The organism is Epilithonimonas sp. (assembly GCF_036780765.1).
Lineage (GTDB): Bacteria > Bacteroidota > Bacteroidia > Flavobacteriales > Weeksellaceae > Epilithonimonas.
In genome coordinates this window covers 169,942-191,813 of sequence record NZ_DAIQCG010000004.1, presented here as the reverse complement: position 1 = coordinate 191,813, position 21,872 = coordinate 169,942, and the positions used below count along the sequence as shown (strand labels likewise).

General features: G+C 36.1%; 16 protein-coding genes and 2 pseudogenes. 13 read left to right on the top strand and 5 right to left on the bottom strand.

Translation table 11 applies throughout. The features are described from left to right. Nucleotides 1-3: 3 nt before the first annotated feature. The 5 genes from V7P73_RS09400 to V7P73_RS09380 all read right to left on the bottom strand — a co-directional run bounded on the left by V7P73_RS09400 (nt 4) and on the right by V7P73_RS09380 (nt 6,283). Nucleotides 4-1,185, bottom strand: coding sequence for an AGE family epimerase/isomerase (locus V7P73_RS09400; protein ID WP_333852975.1), 1,182 nt, complete (start codon nt 1,183-1,185; stop codon nt 4-6). Nucleotides 1,186-1,248: 63 nt separating this feature from the next. Continuing rightward, a complete protein-coding gene (locus V7P73_RS09395) occupies nt 1,249-2,427 on the bottom strand; it encodes a glycoside hydrolase family 130 protein (RefSeq protein WP_333852973.1) in 1,179 nt (392 codons plus the stop codon). Between the two features lie 27 nt (nt 2,428-2,454). After that, nucleotides 2,455-3,885 carry an MFS transporter gene (locus tag V7P73_RS09390; protein WP_333852971.1) on the bottom strand — a complete coding sequence of 477 codons (1,431 nt, stop codon included), beginning with the start codon at nt 3,883-3,885 and terminating at the stop codon, nt 2,455-2,457. Nucleotides 3,886-3,902: 17 nt separating this feature from the next. After that, entirely contained in the window at nt 3,903-5,033 is a 1,131-nt protein-coding gene (locus V7P73_RS09385) for a glycoside hydrolase family 26 protein (protein WP_333852969.1), read from the bottom strand. A gap of 20 nt (nt 5,034-5,053) precedes the next feature. Beyond that, the gene (locus V7P73_RS09380; protein ID WP_333852967.1) at nt 5,054-6,283 is read right to left on the bottom strand and encodes a glycoside hydrolase 5 family protein; all 1,230 of its coding nucleotides are present in this window, start codon (nt 6,281-6,283) and stop codon (nt 5,054-5,056) included. 228 nt (nt 6,284-6,511) lie between these two features. Between V7P73_RS09380 and V7P73_RS09375 the strand changes: the two genes are divergently transcribed. The 13 genes and pseudogenes from V7P73_RS09375 to V7P73_RS09315 all read left to right on the top strand — a co-directional run bounded on the left by V7P73_RS09375 (nt 6,512) and on the right by V7P73_RS09315 (nt 21,821). After that, nucleotides 6,512-7,390, top strand: a complete 879-nt coding sequence (locus tag V7P73_RS09375) for an AraC family transcriptional regulator (RefSeq protein ID WP_333852965.1) — start codon at nt 6,512-6,514, stop codon at nt 7,388-7,390. Nucleotides 7,391-7,745: 355 nt separating this feature from the next. Further along, nucleotides 7,746-10,694: a SusC/RagA family TonB-linked outer membrane protein gene (locus tag V7P73_RS09370; protein ID WP_333852963.1), complete on the top strand. Its 2,949-nt coding sequence runs from the start codon at nt 7,746-7,748 to the stop codon at nt 10,692-10,694. Nucleotides 10,695-10,705: 11 nt separating this feature from the next. Continuing rightward, nucleotides 10,706-12,313, top strand: coding sequence for a RagB/SusD family nutrient uptake outer membrane protein (locus tag V7P73_RS09365; RefSeq protein WP_333852961.1), 1,608 nt, complete (start codon nt 10,706-10,708; stop codon nt 12,311-12,313). Between the two features lie 13 nt (nt 12,314-12,326). After that, nucleotides 12,327-13,376, top strand: a complete 1,050-nt coding sequence (locus tag V7P73_RS09360) for an IPT/TIG domain-containing protein (protein WP_333852959.1) — start codon at nt 12,327-12,329, stop codon at nt 13,374-13,376. Nucleotides 13,377-13,526: 150 nt separating this feature from the next. After that, nucleotides 13,527-14,695, top strand: a protein-coding gene (locus V7P73_RS09355) for an IS3 family transposase (protein ID WP_333852957.1) whose coding sequence is annotated in 2 segments (ribosomal slippage) — nt 13,527-13,794 and nt 13,794-14,695 — 1,170 coding nt in all. Because the reading frame shifts where the segments join, the coding sequence is not laid out codon by codon here. A gap of 40 nt (nt 14,696-14,735) precedes the next feature. Then, nucleotides 14,736-15,042: pseudogene (locus V7P73_RS09350) on the top strand (PAS domain-containing protein); the annotation flags it as partial. A 78-nt stretch (nt 15,043-15,120) separates the two neighbouring features. Next, nucleotides 15,121-15,552: an RrF2 family transcriptional regulator gene (locus V7P73_RS09345; protein WP_333852955.1), complete on the top strand. Its 432-nt coding sequence runs from the start codon at nt 15,121-15,123 to the stop codon at nt 15,550-15,552. A gap of 104 nt (nt 15,553-15,656) precedes the next feature. Beyond that, nucleotides 15,657-16,706: pseudogene (gene nirK / locus V7P73_RS09340) on the top strand (copper-containing nitrite reductase); the annotation flags it as partial. A 182-nt stretch (nt 16,707-16,888) separates the two neighbouring features. Then, nucleotides 16,889-17,590, top strand: a complete 702-nt coding sequence (locus V7P73_RS09335) for a formylglycine-generating enzyme family protein (protein WP_333852954.1) — start codon at nt 16,889-16,891, stop codon at nt 17,588-17,590. Between the two features lie 4 nt (nt 17,591-17,594). Further along, nucleotides 17,595-18,158, top strand: a complete 564-nt coding sequence (locus tag V7P73_RS09330) for an SCO family protein (protein WP_333852952.1) — start codon at nt 17,595-17,597, stop codon at nt 18,156-18,158. A 19-nt stretch (nt 18,159-18,177) separates the two neighbouring features. Next, nucleotides 18,178-18,591 carry a c-type cytochrome gene (locus V7P73_RS09325; protein ID WP_333852951.1) on the top strand — a complete coding sequence of 138 codons (414 nt, stop codon included), beginning with the start codon at nt 18,178-18,180 and terminating at the stop codon, nt 18,589-18,591. Between the two features lie 245 nt (nt 18,592-18,836). After that, a complete protein-coding gene (gene ric, locus V7P73_RS09320; protein ID WP_333852949.1) occupies nt 18,837-19,562 on the top strand; it encodes an iron-sulfur cluster repair di-iron protein in 726 nt (241 codons plus the stop codon). Between the two features lie 12 nt (nt 19,563-19,574). Then, a complete protein-coding gene (locus tag V7P73_RS09315; protein ID WP_333852947.1) occupies nt 19,575-21,821 on the top strand; it encodes a nitric-oxide reductase large subunit in 2,247 nt (748 codons plus the stop codon). Nucleotides 21,822-21,872: the final 51 nt, after the last annotated feature.

Sequence of the window (21,872 nt, the reverse complement as noted above, 5' to 3'; positions counted from 1 at the left end):
ATGTTATTTTAAACGATTAATCACTTCTATACAAGCTCTTCCGTTATGATAAGGGCATTTCCAAAAGCCAGCTTTGTCTTTTTCTATTTTTTGGTAGTTTTTATCGATTCCCCAAAACCATTCTCCATTCTGATGGTCAATGATATATTTTTGAGTGAATTCCCAATTCTTTTCGAAAATGTCAAGATATTTTTGATCATTAGTCAATTGATAGGCATTCACAAAACCAATCCATAGTTCCGCCTGTGGCCACCAATGTTTTTCGGCAATTAGGTGATTTTCTTCAGGGTCGTATTCGTACCAGAGACCACCATCTTTATCCAAACCTTCCAATGTTACATCTGCCATTTTTACAGCATAATATTTATAGTTTTTGATAAGATTTTCATCCTCTGAAACTTCTGCGCACCATTGTAATAGCCAGGCCGCTTCTATATCGTGTCCGTAGGAAATGACGTCTTTTTTCTCGTTCCAGTTTTCATCGAAAAATAATTTGAGATGCCAAGAGTTTTTATCGATAAAATGCTCATCAATAGTTTCTAAAATCCCTATAATATTCTCACGTAATTCTTCATCTTTCCAAACAAGATAAAGATTTGCAAAAGCTTCAACAATATGAAGGTGAGTGTTCATCGTTTTCTTCTCATTGACATCTTTTTCGCTGAGACGCATATCTTCTATGTCTTTCCAATCGCTTGTGTAAGCTTCAAAATATCCTTTGTTTTTTTTATCAAAAGAATGTTGCTGAATGCTTTTATATAAAGTAATTGCAAGTTCCAGAGCTTCTTTGTTTTCAGTGATTTTATAGAATTCACTTAATCCATAGATGACGAAAGCTAAAGCGTAGATCTGGTTTTTGGTGTCTTTTGGAGTTCCATCCGCATTGATGCTCCAATAGATTCCTTTTTGTTCTGGGTTGTAGAATTTTGTTTTGATCTCATCGAAAGCTCTTTGTGCTATAGAAAGATATTCGGGATTCGGTTTTTGTATATAAGCAGCAGAAAATGTCCATAATATCCTTGCGTACATTACAGAGCCTTTTTCGGCTTGTGGATTTTTGTTTTCAAGACAATCTATTTCCCCGATAAAACCGCCATTGCTCTCATCGAGAGTATTTTGACTCCAATATTTAAGAATGTTTTGAAGTTCGATCTCTAATTCTTTTGTGATAGATTCCTTTTGCATTGTTTTTAGATTAAACCTTCGAGGACAAATCCTCGAAGGTTTTTGAAAATAATAGAGAAAAAATTATAATTGTTTATTTTTATCTACAATTCCAATAATCGTTTGAACGGAATCGTAGGATGTAAATTTATCTTCTGCTGTATTGATACAGTAATCTAAAAGCTGATCTACAGACGAAACTGCAACATGCATTCTTGTATCGGAAGATGCGTAATATATAAAGACTTTGCCATCCTCATCAGCAATCCAGCCATTGGAAAACAGTACATTGGAAACATCCCCAATTCTTTCTATGCCTTCCGGAGCCATAAAATAACCTGCCGGCTTGTAAGTTACTTTTCCTAAGTCATTCAAGTCTGTCATAAACATATACAATACATAACGTAGTCCTGCAGCTGTGTTACGCACACCATGAGCCATATGTAACCAACCTTTTTCTGTTTTGATAGGTGCAGGTCCAAGACCATTTTTAAGTTCGTAAACCGTATGGTAAGTTTTTCCGTAAATGATATGTTCATCTTCTACAACAGGATTTGTCATGTCTGTAACGTAACCAAGACCAACACCTCCGCCGGAGCCTACATCTATGAAACCATCTTGCGGACGGGTGTAAAGAACGTATTTTCCATCAACGAATTCAGGATGAAGAACCACATTTCTCTGCTGACCTGTATTGGAAATCAGGTCTGGCAATCTTTCCCAGTTTAAAAGGTCTTTTGTTCTCACGATTCCTGCATTGGCGATTGCCATAGAAGTGTCGCTTTTCGAAGCGTTCGGGTCTTTTCTTTCGGTACAGAAAATCCCGTAAATATAGCCGTCTTCGTGCTGGATGAGACGCATATCATAGACATTGGTGTCAGGATTTCCTTCAATTTGAGGAATCACAATAGGTTTTTCCCAAAATCTGAAATTATCGATACCATTTGGGGATTCTGCAATTGCGAAAAATGATTTCCTATCATATCCTTCGACCCTTACAGCCAGTAAATACTTGTCGTTCCATTTCATAGCTCCTGCATTGAAAGCTGCATTGATACCGAATCTTTCCATAAAAAAAGGATTTTTTTCTGCATCAAAATCGTATCTCCATTCCAATGGTGCGTGGGCCGCGGTCACCACCGGATTCTGATATCTTGTAAAAATTCCGTTTCCGGCTTCTGCAACAGGAGAATTAGTTTTTTTTATTAATGTTTCAAATTCTTCTTTCACAACATTCAGACGTTGACTGAATAATTCACTCATTTTATTGTAATTTAAATATTAATTTTATTATTGATTGTTTTGTCTTTTGACTTCAAGCTGCTGAGTGATCTCTTTTACTTTTTTATCTGATAATGGATAGAAAAGCATTCCAATGAAAGCTAAAACACAACACACCGCAGGTAAAATACTGATCATGATTCTTTCACCGAAAATAGTTTCGGCACTCTGCTCCAATGCATCCGGGATATAATTGAAAATTGCCAAAATCCATCCACTCAATGCTGCTCCAAGTGCCCAACCTAACTTTTGAGACATAGATGATGATGAAAAGATCAGACCTGTAGCTCTTCTTCCTGTTAGTAGTTCCTGATGGTCCACTATATCCGCAAACATAGACCACAATAGGGGCAATACATAGCCGGCAAACATTGATATTATGAATTGTAACAAAAATATGACAGGAAGATTATTTGGTATGAAATAGAAGATTACACTGAAGATACCAGCAAGTAAAATAGAAATCATATAAGTTTTTTTCTTGCCATATTTTGCGGAAATACTCGGAGCCGCAATTACTCCGATCAGATTGGCAGCTTGCCCGATTAAGAAATAAATAGTTGTAATATCCCATCCAGTTCCTGTCATTTTGTAACTCACTTTTACATAATCTCGAAAATAATAGATTGCAACACTATCTCTAACCGCATTGAAGAGTAGGGCAGCCAAACCTGTTCCTACCAATATCCACCATGGTGTATTACGGAAAAGATTGTTAAGGTCTGTTTTTATAGACGTATTATCTTCTGTTTCTATTTGCGTTACGCGCTCTCTTGTCCAGCTAAAGCATAAAAAGAAAAGAATGACACACAGTATGCCAATAACTCCAACTCCAAAAGACCATGCAATTGCAGATGTACTGATTGAAGTTTCTACAGCTTGTTGAGTTTTTTCATAGTTTTCTGAATCAAATGTTTTTGCAAAAAAATCAATTAATGGCTGTAATAACATGAATGTTACAAAGCTTCCAATGAATGCAAACGACATTCTGTATGACGAAAGTGAATTTCTCTCTTCAGGATTTGAAGAAATTGAACCAAGGAGCGATGCGTAAGGAACATTGATTAAAGAATAAACAATCATCATCAAAGAATAGGTGATGTATGCATATATCAATTTACCGGAACTTCCAAAGTCTGGAACATAGAACGTAATGACTCCCATCACAGCAAAAGGAATTGCAAACCAAAGCAGGTAAGGTCTGTATTTTCCCCATTTAGATTTGGTTCTGTCCGCAGCAATTCCTACGAAGACATCAAAAACAGAATCCCATAATCTTGCGATAAGAAACATTGTTCCTGCAGCTGCGGCAGTGATTCCAAAAACATCGGTGTAAAAGAAGAGAGAATACATCCCAAATATTTTCCAGAACATAGACGATGCTGCATCCCCGAAACCATATCCGATTTTCTCTTTTAAAGTGATTTTATTTTGATTCATTTTATCGTTGAAAAAGTTTATTTATAAATATTTGTCTTTTGAATATCTTTCAGAAATAGTGTTTTTTCATCGTCATGAAAGTTTTTGAAATCCTGTTCATTAGGATGACCTTTGTAAGGTACATAATAATGCATCTTGTTCTCATGATTCAGTCCGTGATTTCTCCATGCCAAAACATATGAGATCTTGTATGGTCCGATGGCTTTCATCAAAGTTTTTGTCCAAAACTGGTTGTAAGGTATTTCTTCGTAGCCGGTTTCTGCCAATGCTGGAATCTTGTGATGTTCTTTTGCTATCTCATCCATGATCTTGAACTGTTTTTGGCTTTGCTCTACAAAAGAATTATCTTGAACAGGATTGTTATAGACATATTTGTCAAAACTTATCATGTCAACAAACGCATCACCGGGATAAAATTCTAAGAATTCTTCTTTTGTATTGAAGTCGGATGTATTATAGATCCAGATTAGATTATTTACTTTCTTATTATTGGTAAGATACTCATAAGTGAAGATCCAGAGCTTTTTATAATCCTCCGAGCTGCAGTTTCCTTTTCCCCACCAGAACCAATCGCCTGTAAGCTCATGATAAGGACGGAAAAGGATAGGTACGTTTTTTCCATCTTTCCCTTTGATACTACTTAAATATTTCGCGATTTTATCCAACCAACTTTTGTACAGCAGATGTTTCTCTGCGCCAGGTAAAATTACTTTTATACTTTCTTTGGTATTGTCCCAAGCATCTTTTCCTGTTTTTGGATTAGAAGTATGCCAACTGAGTGTATTGATGCCTCCCATGTTATAGACGCCTTCCATCATTTTCTTCATTTCTTTAAAGCTGAAAAAATCAATTGGTCCATTTTTTTCGTTCTCAAAATGAATCAGATCCCAGCCAAAAACAGCAGGATAATCGCCTGCAGTTTCCAGCACATCACTTCTCCCTTCCTGCATCCTCCAATTGACACCATAGCCCAAATCATCCTGATGCCCAAACATAATTCCCTTATCCAAAAGAACCCAAAGATTCCTGTAGAGGTTTTTGGTTTCTTGTGTCGCATTTTTGTTCACAGGTCCTAATGTGTTCTGCGCCAGAAAAAACCCTGAGCACACCATTAAGGACATTAATTTTATTTTATTTATAACCGTCATTTTAGTATTACTTAAATGATTTAACGATTTTCAGATTCTGATGTTTGGCTGTACTTCCTGATGACTTCCCAAGTTGACTTGTCCGACTGGAATACGGCATTCAGACCTTGTTCTTCCATTGGTGGATCGCCCATATAATCGTCTCCTTTTTTCCAATATATTTGTCTGGGAATCGGTTTGGAAATACCTCCAAATGCCCAAAAAGCAGTTCCTGCAAAACTTCCGTTTTTGTCTTTGTTGGTTTTCCAAAGCTTGAAAATAGCATCGTAATATTGATCTCTTAAAGTCGTTGTGCTATTGATGTCAAAAGAATGATGATCTCTCGGAAATCCAAATTCTTCCAAAACCAATGGTTTATTATGTTCATCGGCTACTTGTATATGTTTGTTGATATATTCTAATGTTTTATCTTTTGCATTTTCAAAACCCTCATCCATTTTGTTTTTATCAAACCAGCCCCAGTTTTTTGGCCAGATATGAATAGTAAGATAATTAATGTTTTTATCACTGTGGTTTTCTTTGTATAGCGACATGTCTTCTGTTCCCATTTCACCCTCGCTTCCAGTTGTAACCAGGTGATTTTTGTCTAATGATTTGATAAATGCGGCTGTTTCAGAAATGAATTTTTTATAGTCCTCATTAGCAGTTGGTCTCATTGGTCTTGGTTCGTTCGCTATTTCCCAAGCCATTAGAGTAGTATCATCAATATATTTTTTTCCAGTGATTGTATTTTTTCTGGTGATGATATTTTTAACTTGCTGATAATATTGAGCTTTACATTCTTTACAAGAGTAGAATTTTGAAGTATAATCACGAAGTTCATCCCAATTGAGCGCTCGTTTCATTGTCTCATCATCGATTTTGCCGTTCCAATTGAGATATTGAAGCCAACCGCCGCTCCATTCCCAATTGTTGGATAGGAAAAGTACAACTTTTATGTTTCTTTTTCCAGCTTCTGACATTAGAATGTCCAATCCCTTTAGATTTTCATCACTGAATTTCCCTGCTTCCGGCTGATAGCTTGGTTCTACGCGATTCACCCCGTTGATTTTTCCAGCTCCTTCTACACCTGCTAAGACACGGATGTTTTTAACATTGTTATCTTTCAGAAAATCCAATTCTTTTTTTAGTCTTTCGATTCCTTTTTCTGGATTTTTTTCCAAACCAAGATAGGAAGCATACCAAAAATTGGTTCCAACAAAGTAATAAGCTTTGTTTTTATACACAAATTGATTTTGTTTAACACTCACAAATTTTTGCGCAAAACTCAAACTCAATAGATGGATTAGGTATAATAATAATATTTTTTTGAAAACATTCATTTGATCGAAGTTTTTATTAAATGTATTAACATTTGGTTAATGCCAAAATTATTTATGTATGTTTGTGTAGTGTAATGTTATTTTGTCATTTTTATGTATGAAAAAGACAAGTTTTTTATAAAGTACTGTTTTGTAAAATATTAAATCCGATATAATATGGACAAAAATTCAACTATTCTTAGGGAGATTGCTACTATTTCTCCTGATGAGACGTTCTTGGTGTTTGATAGGGTTAAGAAAAACTTCGATTTTCCCATTCATTATCATCCGGAAATTGAGATTAATTTTATTTCCAAAGGCAAAGGGAATAAAAGAATTGTTGGTGATCACGTAGGAGAGATTGATGATTTGGAACTGGTAATGGTAGGGGCGTTTTTGCCACATTGCTGGGATAATTACAAAGGGAAATCCAAGAAGATCCATGAGATCACGGTGCAGTTCAATCAAGATTTTTTTGATTCTTCATTGATGAAAAGAAGAATTATGAAGCCTATAAATGATCTTGTTAAATTATCTATAAGAGGGGTTCTTTTTTCAAAAGAAACAGCGCAGCGATTAAAGGATAATTTTTTAGGATTGTCCAAGAAGAATAGCTTTGAAGCTTTTATGGAGATGATGTTTATCCTTCATGAACTGGCGATTGCGGAGGATAAAACTATTTTGTCATCATATAGTATAGAACAGGAGACTTTTGTAGATAATGACAGTATGAAAGTTGTTCATGATTATGTGCATAATAATTTTGAAAAAAAGATCAGTCTGGAAGAAGTTGCCCAACTTGTGAATATGAGTATTGTGACTTTTAACCGATATATCAAGAAAAGAACAGGTAAAACTTTTGTTAATTACCTTAATGAAGTTCGTGTAGGTTATGCTGCGAGATGGCTTATAGAAAAGGATTTGACGGTGTCGGAGATTGCTTTCGAAGCGGGTTTTAATAATATTGCAAACTTTAACAAGATTTTCAAGTCTATTCAGAAATCAACACCAAGTGAATTCAAAGCGAAATTTAATGGAATTAAAAAAGTGCAATAATTTTGTTTTTTAGAAAAATTAACAAATAAGCTAACTTTTTTGCTCATTCTATTGGTTCTTTTTTGTCTTAAAATGACACTATATTGATATTTTTTCATTGATTTTTAATGTAAATTTATATAAAATAATAAAATATAATCATGTTTTTTCATGGTGTATTGTTTTTATTAATGTATTTATAGATAGGCATTTGAGAATGTTTTTTTATTTTTTATTGTTCTGTGATATAAAAATAACATTTAATAATGACAAAATAACATTAATGCAAACGCGAAGCAAAATTTAGATTTGCTATAAATGTAAACAGAATGTTAATTAAATTTTAATTGACTTAAAAATCAACCTTAGTTATACCATGAGAAAATTAAATCAAAACGCTGCAAGTTCTATTCACCTGAACAAGGCAGCATGGTTTTTTGCTCTTTCCCTTTTACCTTTCGGCGCCCTACAGGCTCAGAAGACTAAGAAGGACAGCCTAAAAGAAACCAGTATCGATGAAGTCGTTGTTATTGGTTACGGCACACAAAAGCGAAGCGATGTTAACTCTGCTGTATCATCCATCAAAGCAAAAGACTTGGCGGATGTGAAGCAGGTTTCGGTTGACCAAATGCTACAAGGGAAGCTGGCTGGTGTCGCAGTAACGGTGAGTAGTGGACAGCCTGGTTCTGCAGTATCTGTAAAAGTAAGAGGCACCACATCACTAGGCGGGATCAATCAGCCATTGTATATCATTGATGGTGTACCAATTTCTGGTGATGCCACAGGATACTCTACTACTGGAAGACCTATTGCTGGAAATGACCTCTCATCAACAGGTGGATCTGGAAGCGTCGCCGTATCTCCTATATCATTTCTAAATCCTAATGACATTGAGTCCATTGATGTTTTAAAAGATGCATCTGCAACAGCAATCTACGGTTCCAGGGGTGCAAATGGTGTTGTTATTGTCACCACCAAGTCTGGAAAAAAAGGAGTGGGCAAAATATCTTATGAAGGTTTTACTTCTATTGCAAGCAATTATAAATATCTGGATGTTTTAAACCTCCAGCAATATGCGAAATTGCAAAACGCAATGGCTCCCATTTTTGGAACACAGATCAGACCCGAGTTTGCACACCCAGAACTTCTAGGGAATGGCACAGACTGGCAACGTACTATCTATCAGAAAGCGATATCTCAAAGTCATCAGGTTTCATTTTCTGGTGGCAAGGATGACACCACCTATTATTTATCAACAGGATACACAGATCAGCAGGGAACAATTATCAATACTGGTCTCAAAAGATACACACTTAGGCTTAATCTGAACACAAAGCTGAAGCCTTGGCTAAAAGTGGGAGCCAACCTTTCAGGAGGGGTTTCCAACGAAAGATTTACCGTTAACCAAAGTTATACAGGATTAATCAGCAACACTTTACTGCAAGCGCCTGATCTTCCTGTTTATAATGCAGACGGAACTTACGCCTCTCCTCCAGCTGGACAAAATGTAAATTATTTCAATCCGGTTGCAGAAGCGCTGACCAAAGTTAATAAGCTGGTAAGAAAAAACTTTTTAGGTAATATCTACGCAGAAGCCGACATCGTAAAAGGGTTGAAATATCGTGTAGAATTATCTGCCAATACTGAAAATTCTACAAACACAGAGTTTTGGCCCGCTTTTAACAGAGGATCTCAGTCTAATGACATTGCTGATCTTTGGGTAAGAGATAATGAATGGTACTCTACCAATATCAAAAACTTCCTTACTTACGATAAATCCTTTGGACAACACAAGTTTACATTATTAGTTGGGCAAGAAGCTTTGGACAGCCATTGGAAATGGCAAAATGCGCAGGGACAGGGTTTTAAATCTAATGACATCTATAATATGAACCTTGCGGAGGACACCAATGTCATCGGAAGCAATGACAGCGCATCTTTACTTTCATACTTTGCACGTTTGATTTATGACTTTAATAACCGGTACAGTATCAATGCCTCTATCCGTAGCGACCGCTCATCGAAGTTTGATCCGATCAATAATGGGGGTAAAAATCAGACAGGTTATTTTCCTGGTGTTTCAGGATCTTGGCGTGTAACCAATGAAAGCTTTATGCAGTGGATTCCTCAGAATGTAGTTAGTAATTTGAAATTCCGTGCTGGATATGGTGAAACAGGAAATCAGCAGATTCCGAACAACAGATATGCGGCATTACTAACACAATATAATCTCGCTTCAAACCTTCCGAATCCTGATCTGAAGTGGGAAACGATGAAACAGACCAACTTTGGAGCAGACCTTACATTATTCAAACGTCTGAATATTGTTTTTGATTGGTTTGACAAGACATCTTCCGGATTCCTCTTCAGTGTTCCATTGCCAGACTATCTTACAGGAGGATCCTCACAGTATGGAGGTATTGATGCACCATTCTCCAATCTTGGAAGAATGAAAAACAAAGGAATTGAAATTTCTGTAAATTATGAAACAAGAGGAGAAGGGCTCAACTGGAGCACAAATTTAGTTTTCACAAGAAACAGAAACACTGTAGAAGAACTTGCGAATGGATTATCTGACATCAATGGAATGGTAAACATCAACGGTTATCAGCCAATGGTCGCTACCAATACTTTAATTGGCCAGGCAGTTGGAACTTTCTGGGGTCTTAAATCCGAAGGACTTTACCGTACCTCGGCAGATCTTCAGAATGTGCCATCTGTTTACGGAGCAACACCTGTTTTGGGAGATGTGAAATATGCTGATACTAATGGTGATGGAAAAATTGATGACCTTGACAGAACAATTATTGGAAACCCAAACCCTGACTTTACTTTCGGCTTTACCAATACATTCAAATATAAAAGTCTTGACTTGTCATTTTTCTTTACAGGAACAGTGGGTAATGATATCTTAAACCTAACCAAAAGAAACGGCACGCAGAATGCGATGATGTTCCAGAACCAACTTGTAGAGGCCATGGACTACTGGTCAACAGAAAATCCCAATGCCAGCCAGCCAAGATTAATCAATAGTATCTCTCACCCAAACATTATGATTTCTGATCGTTATGTTGAGAAGGGCGATTATCTGAGACTTCAAAATATAACATTAGGTTACACACTTCCTGGCAATTTTGCATCACAGGTAGGACTTTCCAGAATGAGAGTGTATGCTACTGCCCAGAATTTGTTCACAATCACCAGCTATTCCGGCTACGACCCAGAGATTGGAGATTTTAACCAAAATGTACTTCTATCCGGTATTGATAACGGCCGATACCCAACGCCGAGAACTTTTATTTTTGGTGTTAACTTAGAATTCTAAAATTGATAAAAATGAAAAAGCTAAATAATAATAATAAAACAATACGGTTTTTTGCAACATCAGCTATTGCAATGATGTCCTTGGCATCGTGTGCCGATGATTTTACAAACCGTCCTTCTGAATCTGCTATTACTTCAGACAACTATTATCAGAATGATGAGCAGGTACGAACTGCTACTGATGCTATGTATTTTAAGACTTGGTTTCAGTTCAATAACAAATTTTTCTATGCGATTTCGGAAGTTGGTTCCGGTAATATGTACACCAATTCGTCCGACGTAAATGCAATGAGAACATTCAACATCACTTCTGCTGATCCAGAAATGAATGCTGGTTGGCAGTCCCTTTGGGCTAATATTGCTCAGGCCAATTATCTCATCAACAACCTTAAAAACAGTGCAGGATCAAGCGTGAGCGAGTCTGTCATCAACAATGCATTAGGTGAGGCTCATTTTATGCGCGCAACTGCCTATTTCTATCTTGTAAGATTATGGGGAAATGTTCCAATCATCGTCAACACATTGGATATTGTCAACAAACCTCAGGTTAACACCAACCCTACTTCTGATGTGTATGAACTTATCAGAAGAGATTACACCAAAGCTATTGAACTTCTGGATGCCAAAATACGCGGAAACGCTTCTGCAACCAATGCCAAAGTTTCTAAAGGTTCTGCAAAAGCAATGCTTGCGAAGGTGTACCTGTACAATAGAAATTATGCTAAAGCAAGAGAATTATCCCAGGAAGTAATAAACAGTGGCGAGTTCAGACTATTAGGCGGAACTTCTGCTTATTCGTCTGTAGGAAAATCATTCGGAGATCTCTTCTTGTATCCTAATAACAATAATGAGGAATCCATTTTTGCATTGCAATGGAAAGGCGATGCCAACTACGGCTCTGCAAACAACTGTAACACACAATTTGGAATTGCGAACGGAACTATTTCTACTTCCAATGCGTCATATGGCGGTGTTTTTGCGCCATCACAAGACATTCTTTCGCTTTATAGCACTAATGATGTCAGAAGAAATGAAACAATTATGTTTCCCGGCAATGTTTATCCCAATATGAAATACAAGGATGGCCTCGAATTCAAAACTGGACTTGTTGTACCATCTGCCGATCTTATCGGTGGACAAGGAGCTGGTGCAGCTATCAAAAAATACTGCATCGGAATCGTAAACTCTAGCCTTACAGGACCTGTCGATTCTTGGGCTATGATGGATAATAACACATACATTATGCGTTATGCGGAGTTGTTGCTGATCCATGCAGAAAGTATTCTTGCTGGTGGAAGTTCAACTTCGGATGCTACAGCTTTAGCCTCTTATAATGCTGTAAGAAATAGGGCAGGTCTTTCCAGTGTTTCTTCTTTTACTTTTGACGATTTATTCAAAGAAAGAAGAAAAGAGCTTGCTTTCGAGGGTGATTATTGGTTTGATCTGGGAAGAATAGATCGTAACAAAGCGATTTCTATTATGTCTGCTCAGAATAGAGGAAATATGAACAATGCAGAATACTTTACTCCAACTGAATCCAGTTTTACATTACCTTATCCGGCAAATGATGTAGCTAAAAACCCTAAACTTTTGGAGCAACCAGTTCCTTATCAATTCTAATATTATTTGAACTATGAAAACACTATTTTTTAAATCTTATAAGTACGTTTCATTAGTAATATTATCACTAATAACTATATGTTCTTGTAATAATGACGATGCTGCTTATCAGGCAACTGCTCCTTCAGTAGAGTTTGTGTCAGCTTCTGTAGATGCAGATGGGAAACCAGTTGATCCTCTTACTCCAACAACAATTGGTTATGCTAATAATACCTACGTTATTCAGGGAAAAGGTTTTGCTAGCCTCAGACATATCTATTTTAATGAAAAAGAATCTTATTTTAATCCAAATTTAGTTACAGATACACACATCATTGTTACAATTAATACAGATACACCGTATGAAAATGGAAACAACAAAATTAAAATTGTAACAGGAGTTGGTACCATAGAATATGACTTTATCATTGCACCACCAGCACCGGTTTTCACAAGCTTTAACCCTATTAATGCTGCAGACGGAGAAGAGGTGACTCTTTATGGTAATTATTTTGTAAATCCTACTGTTAAAGTTGGAGAAAATGAAGCTGAGATTATTTCCAAAAGTTTGACAGAAATGAAAATCAAACTCCCTGCAAATTCTCAAGGCAAGAAAATTACAGTGACTACACTTTCTGGAAATAATACCTGGGGAACTGCAGTTGGAACGGCTATTTTTGATGACAAATTTTATGCTCCTTGGGATTTTGAAGCTTGGAACAATCATACTTATGTTACTGACCATTCTGCGGCTTTCCAAGGGAATGTGTTTATCAAAAAGGAAATTAATGGATGGGATAATATCCAAGGAAACTGGGGTTGGGATCAAGATGCGGTAACTAAATATACAGGAATTAAATTTGCTGTTAGATCCGATGATGATGGAAAATTAGAGTTAATTTTCAATGGCGATTGGAGTGATGCGGAAGTAAGGCAGTTTACTACTGGAAAAGATTGGAAAGAAGTGAAATTTACTTGGTCGCAACTTAATAATCCAGCAGCTGTACAGAATATTACTTTTAAAGAATTCACTGGTAACAAGCACACTTACTATTTCGATAACATCACTTATATAACAGAGTAATTTTAAGAATTTTTCAATAACAAGAATTCTTCATGTATTGAAGGGTTCTTGTTGTTTATAAGCTATAGTGAAACAGAATTTAAACTCTTAAGGTGGATGTAGTAATTTAGCGTCCAGTTAAAGTTAAGCATAAAACCTTAATTTTAACCTATGAAACGAGAGAGAAAAATCTATGATCCAACATTTAAAACCAAAGCTGTTCAACTGAGCAATGAGCGAAATAATATCTCAGAACTCGCAAGAGAATTGGGAATTGCAGTCACGCTGCTTTACAAATGGCGCAAAGAGTACGAACAATTTGGAGAAGGCAGCTTTCCTGGGAATGGGAATTTAAAACTCACACCCGAGCAGGAAAAAATCCACGAACTGGAGAAAAAACTCAAAGATGCAGAGCTGGAACGTGATATATTAAAAAAAGCAATCGGCATCTTCTCCAAGAGCGCTCGATGAAATATGTGTTTATTAAAAGCTACGAATCCATATTTCCGATTGAAAAGATGTGTAATGTTTTGCAATTAAGTTCCAGTGGCTATTATAAATGGAAAAATAGACCGAGGAGCAAGAGATTGCTTTTGAAAGAAAAAATAAAAGAGCAAATAACTTCAATTTATTTTTCATCAAGACAACGCTATGGAAGCCCCAGGATTACGTTTGAGTTGAATTCTTTAGGCTATAAAATTTCCAGAGTAACCGTTGCAAAATATATGAAAGAACTTGGTTTGAGAAGTAAATTAAGCCGAAAATTCAAAGTAACGACGAACTCTAAACACAATTATTTGGTAGTGGAAAATGTTTTGGACAGGAACTTTTCAGTGAGAGAAGCGTCGAAAGTTTGGGCTTCGGACATCACTTATATTCAGACCAAAGAAGGGTTTTTATATTTGACCACAGTTATTGATCTGTATGACCGGAAAATAATTGGTTGGAGTTTGAGTAATGGGATGAGTACCGAGGAAACTAGTTTAGCTGCTTGGAAAATGGCTGTCAAAAACAGAAAAATAGGGGAAAGTTTAATTTTTCATAGTGACCGAGGTGTTCAATATGCAAGCAAAAAATTTGCAAATACCATCGATTTTTATGGCGTTACAAGAAGTATGAGCCGTAAAGGAAATTGTTGGGATAATGCGGTGGCAGAGAGCTTTTTCAAATCCCTAAAAACAGAATTGATCTACGGTAACAAACTCATCACCAAAGAAAAAATGGAGCTTGAAATCTTTGAATACATCGAAATCTGTTACAACAAAAAAAGACGCCACAGTGCTTTGAATATCAAACTATTGAAGAGTTTAACAATCAAAACAAAATTTATCAAAATGTAGCTTAACTTATACTGGAATTTCTATTTGCATATCCAAAAACGATCGTATAATTTTCTATAACCGTGGAGAAGAGTTTGTTTTTCCCAGAAGTGCTGGTATTATGGGAATGGGAGTTCGTTTTTGCTATCCTCCGAAAAGTGTTGATACGGTACTGAAAGTTTTAGAAGCTTTCAGTAAAGGTGAACAAAATGAAGCTTCGTTTTGGTTTAATTACTGGGATAAACTGATTTATGTTAGATATTTTGCCGTGATTCGAAAAAAATTATCGTGGCGTAATTGAGATGTCGCAGGATATTTCTGAGAGAAAAAAAATTGAAGGGGAGCGAAGACTTTTGGAATTGGCATGATAATTATCACTTAAAATAAAATACCAAATTGTCTTTTATTCAAAATAGATTTTTATCTTTGTATTATAAAAATAGCAAATGTTTTCTAAAACCTGTGAATACGCCATTCGAGCTTTGATATTTATCGCACAGAAGTCTAAGGACGGAAGTAGGGTGGGGATTAAAGATATTTCAGCAGGGATAGATTCTCCGGAATATTTTATTGCTAAAATATTACAGGATCTTAGCAGAAAGGGCTTTGTACAATCAGCAAAAGGACCCAATGGAGGTTTTTACATGGAAGGAAAAGATCTTGAACAGTCTGTAGCTGATATCGTGAGAGAAATAGATGGGGATAAACTCTTTTCGGGTTGTGGTCTCGGTCTTAAAGAATGTTCGGAAGATCATCCTTGTCCTATTCATAATGATTTTAAGCATATTCGCCAGAAAATAAAAGATATGCTGGAAAATTCTAAAATCGAACTGTTTGTTAAAAATCTAGATTTGAAGTTGACTTTTCTAAAAAAATAAACCACTTAAATAATTAAAAAGATAATAATTTATAATATAAAAACTATCAAATAATAAAAGACTTTAAGGTATTAATATATTATTTAATTTAATTATTTTAAAACATGATAATCTTTGTAAATCTATACAAAATGAGAAAATCACTCTTAGTAACAGCTGTTTTGTCTGCATTCATTAGCTTTAATTCCTGCAAACAAAATGAATCTGCTTCATCTGAAAACAAGCAAGATGCAGAACAGATCAAAACGGACGGAACTACCGAAGAACTCAAGTTTGCCGTCGCACCGAATGTTCCCTTACCCGTTGGTAACCGTGCCGCGAAAAAAGTTATTGTCAGACTTGAAACCATTGAAAAAATGGGCGAACTTGCAGATGGAACGCAATATAATTTTTGGACTTTCAACGGAACAGTTCCCGGAAGTTTCATCAGAGCAAGAGTGGGAGATGACATTGAACTTCATCTTAAAAATAACGAAAATTCAACCTTTCCTCACAATATAGATTTACATGCAGTAAACGGCCCCGGAGGTGGCGCAGAAGCAACTTTCGTTGCGCCAGGAAAAGAAGCTGTGTTTACTTTTAAAGCAACCAATCCGGGTTTATACGTTTACCATTGTGCAACTGCACCTGTCGGAATGCATATTGCCAACGGAATGTATGGTTTGATTTTAATTGAACCGGAAGGTGGACTGCCAAAAGTAGACAAAGAATTCTACATTATGCAGGGTGATTTCTACACAAAAGGTAAATTTGGAGACAAAGGTCTTCAGGAATTTGATATGGATAAAGCTATTTCCGAACATCCTGATTATGTTGTTTTCAATGGTAATACAGGTGCCTTGTTAGGCGCAAATGAGCTTCAGGCCAAAGTAGGTGAAACCGTAAGATTCTATGTTGGAAATGGTGGTCCAAATTTGACATCATCATTCCATGTTATTGGTGAAATTTTCGACAAAGTATACATCGAAGGTGGAAGTAAAATTAATGAGAATGTACAAACAACGGTAATTCCTCCGGGCGGAGCTTCAATCGTAGAGTTTAAAGCGACAGTTCCCGGCGAGTATGTGATTGTGGATCATGCGATTTTCAGAGCTTTTAATAAAGGTGCTTTAGGTAAAATTAAAATCACCGGAGCTGAAAATCCTGCGGTTTACAAAAAAAACTAAAATTACTTACGGTTACATTAAGGATCTAAAATATAGAAATAATGAGAATTGTGGTGAGTATGTTTTTTGCAATTGCCGTAACCCTATTTTCTTGTTCCAGACATTCTAATACGCATGAAAAATCTCATGATGTTCATAGCCATTTAAAATATGTCTCCAGTTCAAAAAAAATGGTAAGAATTGACGGAGGTGTCTATGAAGCTTTTATAGGTAAAGATTCAGGAAGAATTGTAAAAGTAGAAACGTTTTATCTGGACGACAGCCCGGTTACCAATGCAGATTATCTCAGATTTCTTAAAGCAAACCCTCAATGGGCAAAAAGTAAAGTAAAACGTCTTTATGCAGACAGCTCATATCTTCAAAATTGGAAAAGTGACTACGAAATACCCGAAAATCTAAGTCCGGATGCGCCGGTTACAAATGTTTCCTGGTACGCAGCGAAAGAGTATGCAAGAAGTGTTGGTAAAAGATTACCTACAATTGATGAATGGGAATTTACAGCATTGGCAGATTGCAATTCAAAAAATGCTTCTAAGAAACCTGAGTTTACGGACTATATTTTAAAATCATATCAGAAAAAGGATAAAAATAAGCAAGTTATCAAACAAGATTTTCCTAATTATTATGGTGTTTATAATATGTATGGAATGGTTTGGGAATGGACATTTGATTTTAATTCTGTAATGATGAGCGGAGAATCCCGCAAGGATAATACGACAAACGAATCTCTCTTCTGTGCAGGTGCTGCCATCACTTCCAGTGATCTTAGAAATTATGCAGGGTTCATGAGATATGCACTCAGAGGGAGCCTTAAAGCTGATTACTGTCTTAATAACTTAGGATTCAGATGTGCAAAAAATTTAAATAAATAAAAAAATGAAACGGTTACTATATCTTTTGTTTGCATTTTCAGTTTTGTCATGCAGCAAAAAAGAAGAGATTATCAGTCCCGACTCGATTTACAACTTGGGTTCAGTATGGGAAAAACAGGATGGAAGTAAAATTTCCTTTATAGATCTTAAAGGGAAAGTAATTGTAACGACAATGATCTTTACCTCATGTAAAACTGCTTGCCCGAGGCTGACTGCGGAAATGAAAAAAATAGCAAAAGAAGTTGGAAAAGTAGATTCTGATAATATCGAATATTTATTGATTTCTGTTGACCCTAAAACAGATACTCCTACAGTTATGCAGGCTTATCTAAAAAACAATCAGCTTGATGAAAAAGAATGGATGTTTATCCGCAGCAACGAAAACGATACCAGGGAAATTGCCAATATTATGGCCGTGAAATATAAAGAGATTTCTCCTATGGAATTTTCGCACTCCAATATTATTAGTGTGTATTCAAAAAAAGGTACACTGGCTTACCAGAAAGAAGGCCTTGAGAACGATATTCAAAGTACTGCAAAAGAAATTAAAAAACAACTAGAGTTATAAATTATAAAAAAATTAAAAAATGAAAAAGTTAGTATTAGGTACAGTTTTATCAGCAATCACAATGATCTCATGCTCAGATAAAAAGCCAACAGAAACAGCGGTAGAATCTAATGTAATGCTTGAAGAGCCTAAGACAATAGATTCTGCAGCAATGGCATCTAAATCTGAAACATTAACACCCGAAGCCGAAGGAAAAGAGTTGTTAGAAGGAATGGATTGTCTGTCATGTCATAAAGTAGACGCTAAATTGGTTGGTCCATCATATCAAGATGTTGCAGCAAAGTATACAGAATCAGATATTGATAAGCTTGCGCAGAAAATCATTGATGGCGGAAAAGGAAACTGGGGAGATATCCCAATGACACCTCACGCAGGAATGAGTAAAGAAAATGCTCAGAAGATGGTAAAATATATTCTTTCTTTAAAAAAATAGATAAATATTTAGATAATATGTGAAAGTTAAAACAGCTGAACCTGTTTTAATCTCATTTTTCTCTCTGGCATTACGAATCCATGTTGTTTATTTGCTGAATTTTTAATTATCGTAATACCATGAAGAGAGTGGCTTTTGAAATAATTGAGTTACAGTTTATATTTTAAAAATCTGTAATTGAAACAAAGCAATAGTGAAAAAATAAAAAAATTTTAAAATAATAAAAGATAAAAAAGTATTAAATTATGAATACACAGACAGACTTTATAGGAGACATTGTAGCAGAAGATTTTAGAACTGCTTCGATATTCAAAAAATATGGCATCGATTTTTGTTGTAAGGGAGGTAGAACGATAGAAGAAGCGTGTGGTCCGAAAAATTTAGATAAAAATCAAATTTATTCCGACATTGAAAACCTTCCGAAGACTGATGGTAATTCGATTGATTTCAACAGTTGGCCATTAGATCTTTTAGCAGATTACGTAGAAAAAACGCATCACCGCTATGTGGAAGAAAAAACGCCAATTCTTCAACAGTTTTTAGATAAGCTGTGCAAAGTTCATGGCGGAAGTCATCCAGAATTGTTCAAAATTAAAGAACTTTTTGATGGTTCAGCTCAGGATTTGGCAGCTCACATGAAAAAAGAAGAATTGATACTTTTCCCATTCGTTAAAAATATGGTGAAAGCAAGAATTGAAAACACAGCAATTCCTCAACCTCATTTCGGAACGGTAGAAAATCCAGTAAATATGATGAAGCACGAACATACAGTTGAAGGAGAAAGATTAAGAAAAATTGCAGAACTTACAGATGAATATACACCTCCTGCAGATGCTTGTAATACCTATAAAGTAACATTTGCAATGCTTCAGGATTTTGAAAATGATCTTCACAAACACATTCATTTAGAAAATAATATTCTATTCCCAAAAGCAATTAACCTCGAAAAAGAATTTTCTGTAGAACATTAAATCGTAAAGATTATGACAACTAAAAAATTATGGACCTGGCTTGCAGCAGTGATTATCGGTTCATTTGTAGTTTTGATTTACTATGGCGTTGATATTTACAGGAAAATTCCGCCTGTTCCCGATAAAGTAGTTACAACAGATGGAAAAGTTGTAGCGACTGGACAAGATATTAAAGACGGTCAAAACGTTTGGCAATCGATTGGCGGACAAACTGTTGGGAGTATTTGGGGGCACGGAGCCTATATTGCACCTGATTGGAGCGCAGATTACCTCCATCGCGAATCTCTGCTTTTATTAGATGAATTGGCAAAAAAAGATGGAAAAATTTATAAAGATCTTCCTGATGATGAGCAGGCAAGATACAAGGTGCTTCTGAAAAGAGAAATCCGAAAAAACACTTTAGATGAGGCAACTCAAACAATTGTAATTTCTCCCGAAAGAGCTAAAGTACAGGCAGAATTAGCAGATTATTATGCTAAGATATTTATGAATGATGCGGAGATGAATCAGCTTCGTGACCATTATGCCATTCATAAAAATACAGTGAAAACTGAGGAGAGGATGGCAAAAATGAACGCTTTCTTTTCCTGGGCAGCCTGGGTTTGTATCACTGATCGCCCCGGAGACACAGGAATTACATACACCAACAATTGGCCTCACGATGAATTAATAGGAAATATTCCTCCACCATCGCTGCATTTATGGTCTGGATTCAGTGTATTAATGTTATTAGGTTGCGTTGGGTTGTTGGTTTTCTATCACGCTAAAAATAAAGAAGAAGAGATCAGTGAAATGCTTCCATTGGAAGATCCTTTGAGAAGTATGAAACCTACAGCTTCAATGCGTGCAACTTTAAAATATATTTGGGTTGTTGCTTTATTGATCTTAGTGCAAATGTTTGCAGGTGTCATCACAGCGCATTACGGAGTTGAAGGAAGTGGGTTCTATGGTTTTCCGCTCGATGAGTTTTTACCGCAGTCAATTTCGAGAAGCTGGCACGTACAATTAGCTATTTTCTGGATTGCTACTTCGTGGTTGGCGACAGGATTATACATCGCTCCTGCAGTTTCAGGATACGAGCCGAAATATCAGGTTTTGGGTGTCAATATTTTGTTTGGAGCTCTATTGATTGTAGTTTTTGGCTCATTAGCCGGACAATGGTTAGGCGTGATGCAAAAGTTGGGCTATGTAGATAATTTCCTTTGGGGACATTCCGGTTACGAGTATGTAGAATTGGGAAGAATTTGGCAGATCTTATTGTTAGTGGGATTAATTCTTTGGTTAATTTTAATGGTAAGAGCTCTTTTACCAGCATTGAAAAAGAAAGATGGCGACAGACATTTATTATTACTCTTTACACTTTCTGCAGTGGCAATCGCATTATTTTATGGTGCAGGATTGATGTACGGAAGACAAACCCACATGGCAATTGCAGAATATTGGAGATGGTGGGTAGTGCACCTTTGGGTAGAAGGCTTCTTTGAAGTTTTTGCAACCGTTGTAGCTGCGTTTTTATTTACGAGATTAGGATTACTAAGATTAAAAGCTGCAACTCATGCAGTATTATTTTCAACAATTATTTTCCTTGCCGGAGGCATTTTGGGGACGTTCCACCATTTATATTTCAGTGCAACACCAACAGCAGTTCTGGCTTTGGGAGCAACATTCAGTGCACTCGAAATTGTTCCATTGGTTTTAATAGGATTTGAAGCGTATCAAAATTATCAAATCAGTAAATCTACTAAATGGATTAAAGCGTATAAATGGCCAATTTACTGTTTCATCGCAATGTGTTTCTGGAATTTCCTAGGAGCCGGTATTTTCGGATTTGCCATTAATCCACCGATAGCATTGTACTATATTCAAGGGCTTAATACCACTGCGGTTCACGGCCATGCTGCATTATTTGGAGTGTATGGAATCCTTGGAATTGGTTTGATGATGTTTATGTTGAGAGGATTGTATCCAGACAGAGAATGGAATGATAAACTGATCGGTTCGGCTTTTTGGTTAACTAATATCGGATTATTGGTGATGGTAACCATTAGTTTGCTGCCGATAGGAATTATGCAATCTGTAGCCTCAATTAAAGAAGGGTATTGGTATGCACGTTCCGCCGAATTTATGCAAACCGATATGATGCATACATTGAGATGGCTGCGTGTTCCGGGTGATATTTTATTGGCAATAGGAGAAATGTTATTAGTAATTTTCATTATCGGACTGAAAACCGGCTGGTCTTTAAAAGATAAAAGATAATCAATTATTTAATCCTGAGAACTGCCACTTTTGTAGTGGTGGTTCTTTTAA

Excerpts from the sequence above, each read along its gene's own strand:
- V7P73_RS09325 (WP_333852951.1), top strand. The coding sequence starts at position 18,178 with ATGAAAAAGTTAGTATTAGGTACAGTTTTATCAGCAATCACAATGATC.
- V7P73_RS09360 (WP_333852959.1), top strand. The coding sequence starts at position 12,327 with ATGAAAACACTATTTTTTAAATCTTATAAGTACGTTTCATTAGTAATA.
- V7P73_RS09315 (WP_333852947.1), top strand. The coding sequence starts at position 19,575 with ATGACAACTAAAAAATTATGGACCTGGCTTGCAGCAGTGATTATCGGT.
- V7P73_RS09375 (WP_333852965.1), top strand. The coding sequence starts at position 6,512 with ATGGACAAAAATTCAACTATTCTTAGGGAGATTGCTACTATTTCTCCT.
- V7P73_RS09345 (WP_333852955.1), top strand. The coding sequence starts at position 15,121 with ATGTTTTCTAAAACCTGTGAATACGCCATTCGAGCTTTGATATTTATC.
- V7P73_RS09330 (WP_333852952.1), top strand. The coding sequence starts at position 17,595 with ATGAAACGGTTACTATATCTTTTGTTTGCATTTTCAGTTTTGTCATGC.
- V7P73_RS09365 (WP_333852961.1), top strand. The coding sequence starts at position 10,706 with ATGAAAAAGCTAAATAATAATAATAAAACAATACGGTTTTTTGCAACA.
- V7P73_RS09390 (WP_333852971.1), bottom strand. The coding sequence starts at position 3,885 with ATGAATCAAAATAAAATCACTTTAAAAGAGAAAATCGGATATGGTTTC.
- V7P73_RS09385 (WP_333852969.1), bottom strand. The coding sequence starts at position 5,033 with ATGACGGTTATAAATAAAATAAAATTAATGTCCTTAATGGTGTGCTCA.
- V7P73_RS09395 (WP_333852973.1), bottom strand. The coding sequence starts at position 2,427 with ATGAGTGAATTATTCAGTCAACGTCTGAATGTTGTGAAAGAAGAATTT.
- V7P73_RS09335 (WP_333852954.1), top strand. The coding sequence starts at position 16,889 with ATGGTAAGAATTGACGGAGGTGTCTATGAAGCTTTTATAGGTAAAGAT.
- V7P73_RS09370 (WP_333852963.1), top strand. The coding sequence starts at position 7,746 with ATGAGAAAATTAAATCAAAACGCTGCAAGTTCTATTCACCTGAACAAG.
- ric (WP_333852949.1), top strand. The coding sequence starts at position 18,837 with ATGAATACACAGACAGACTTTATAGGAGACATTGTAGCAGAAGATTTT.
- V7P73_RS09400 (WP_333852975.1), bottom strand. The coding sequence starts at position 1,185 with ATGCAAAAGGAATCTATCACAAAAGAATTAGAGATCGAACTTCAAAAC.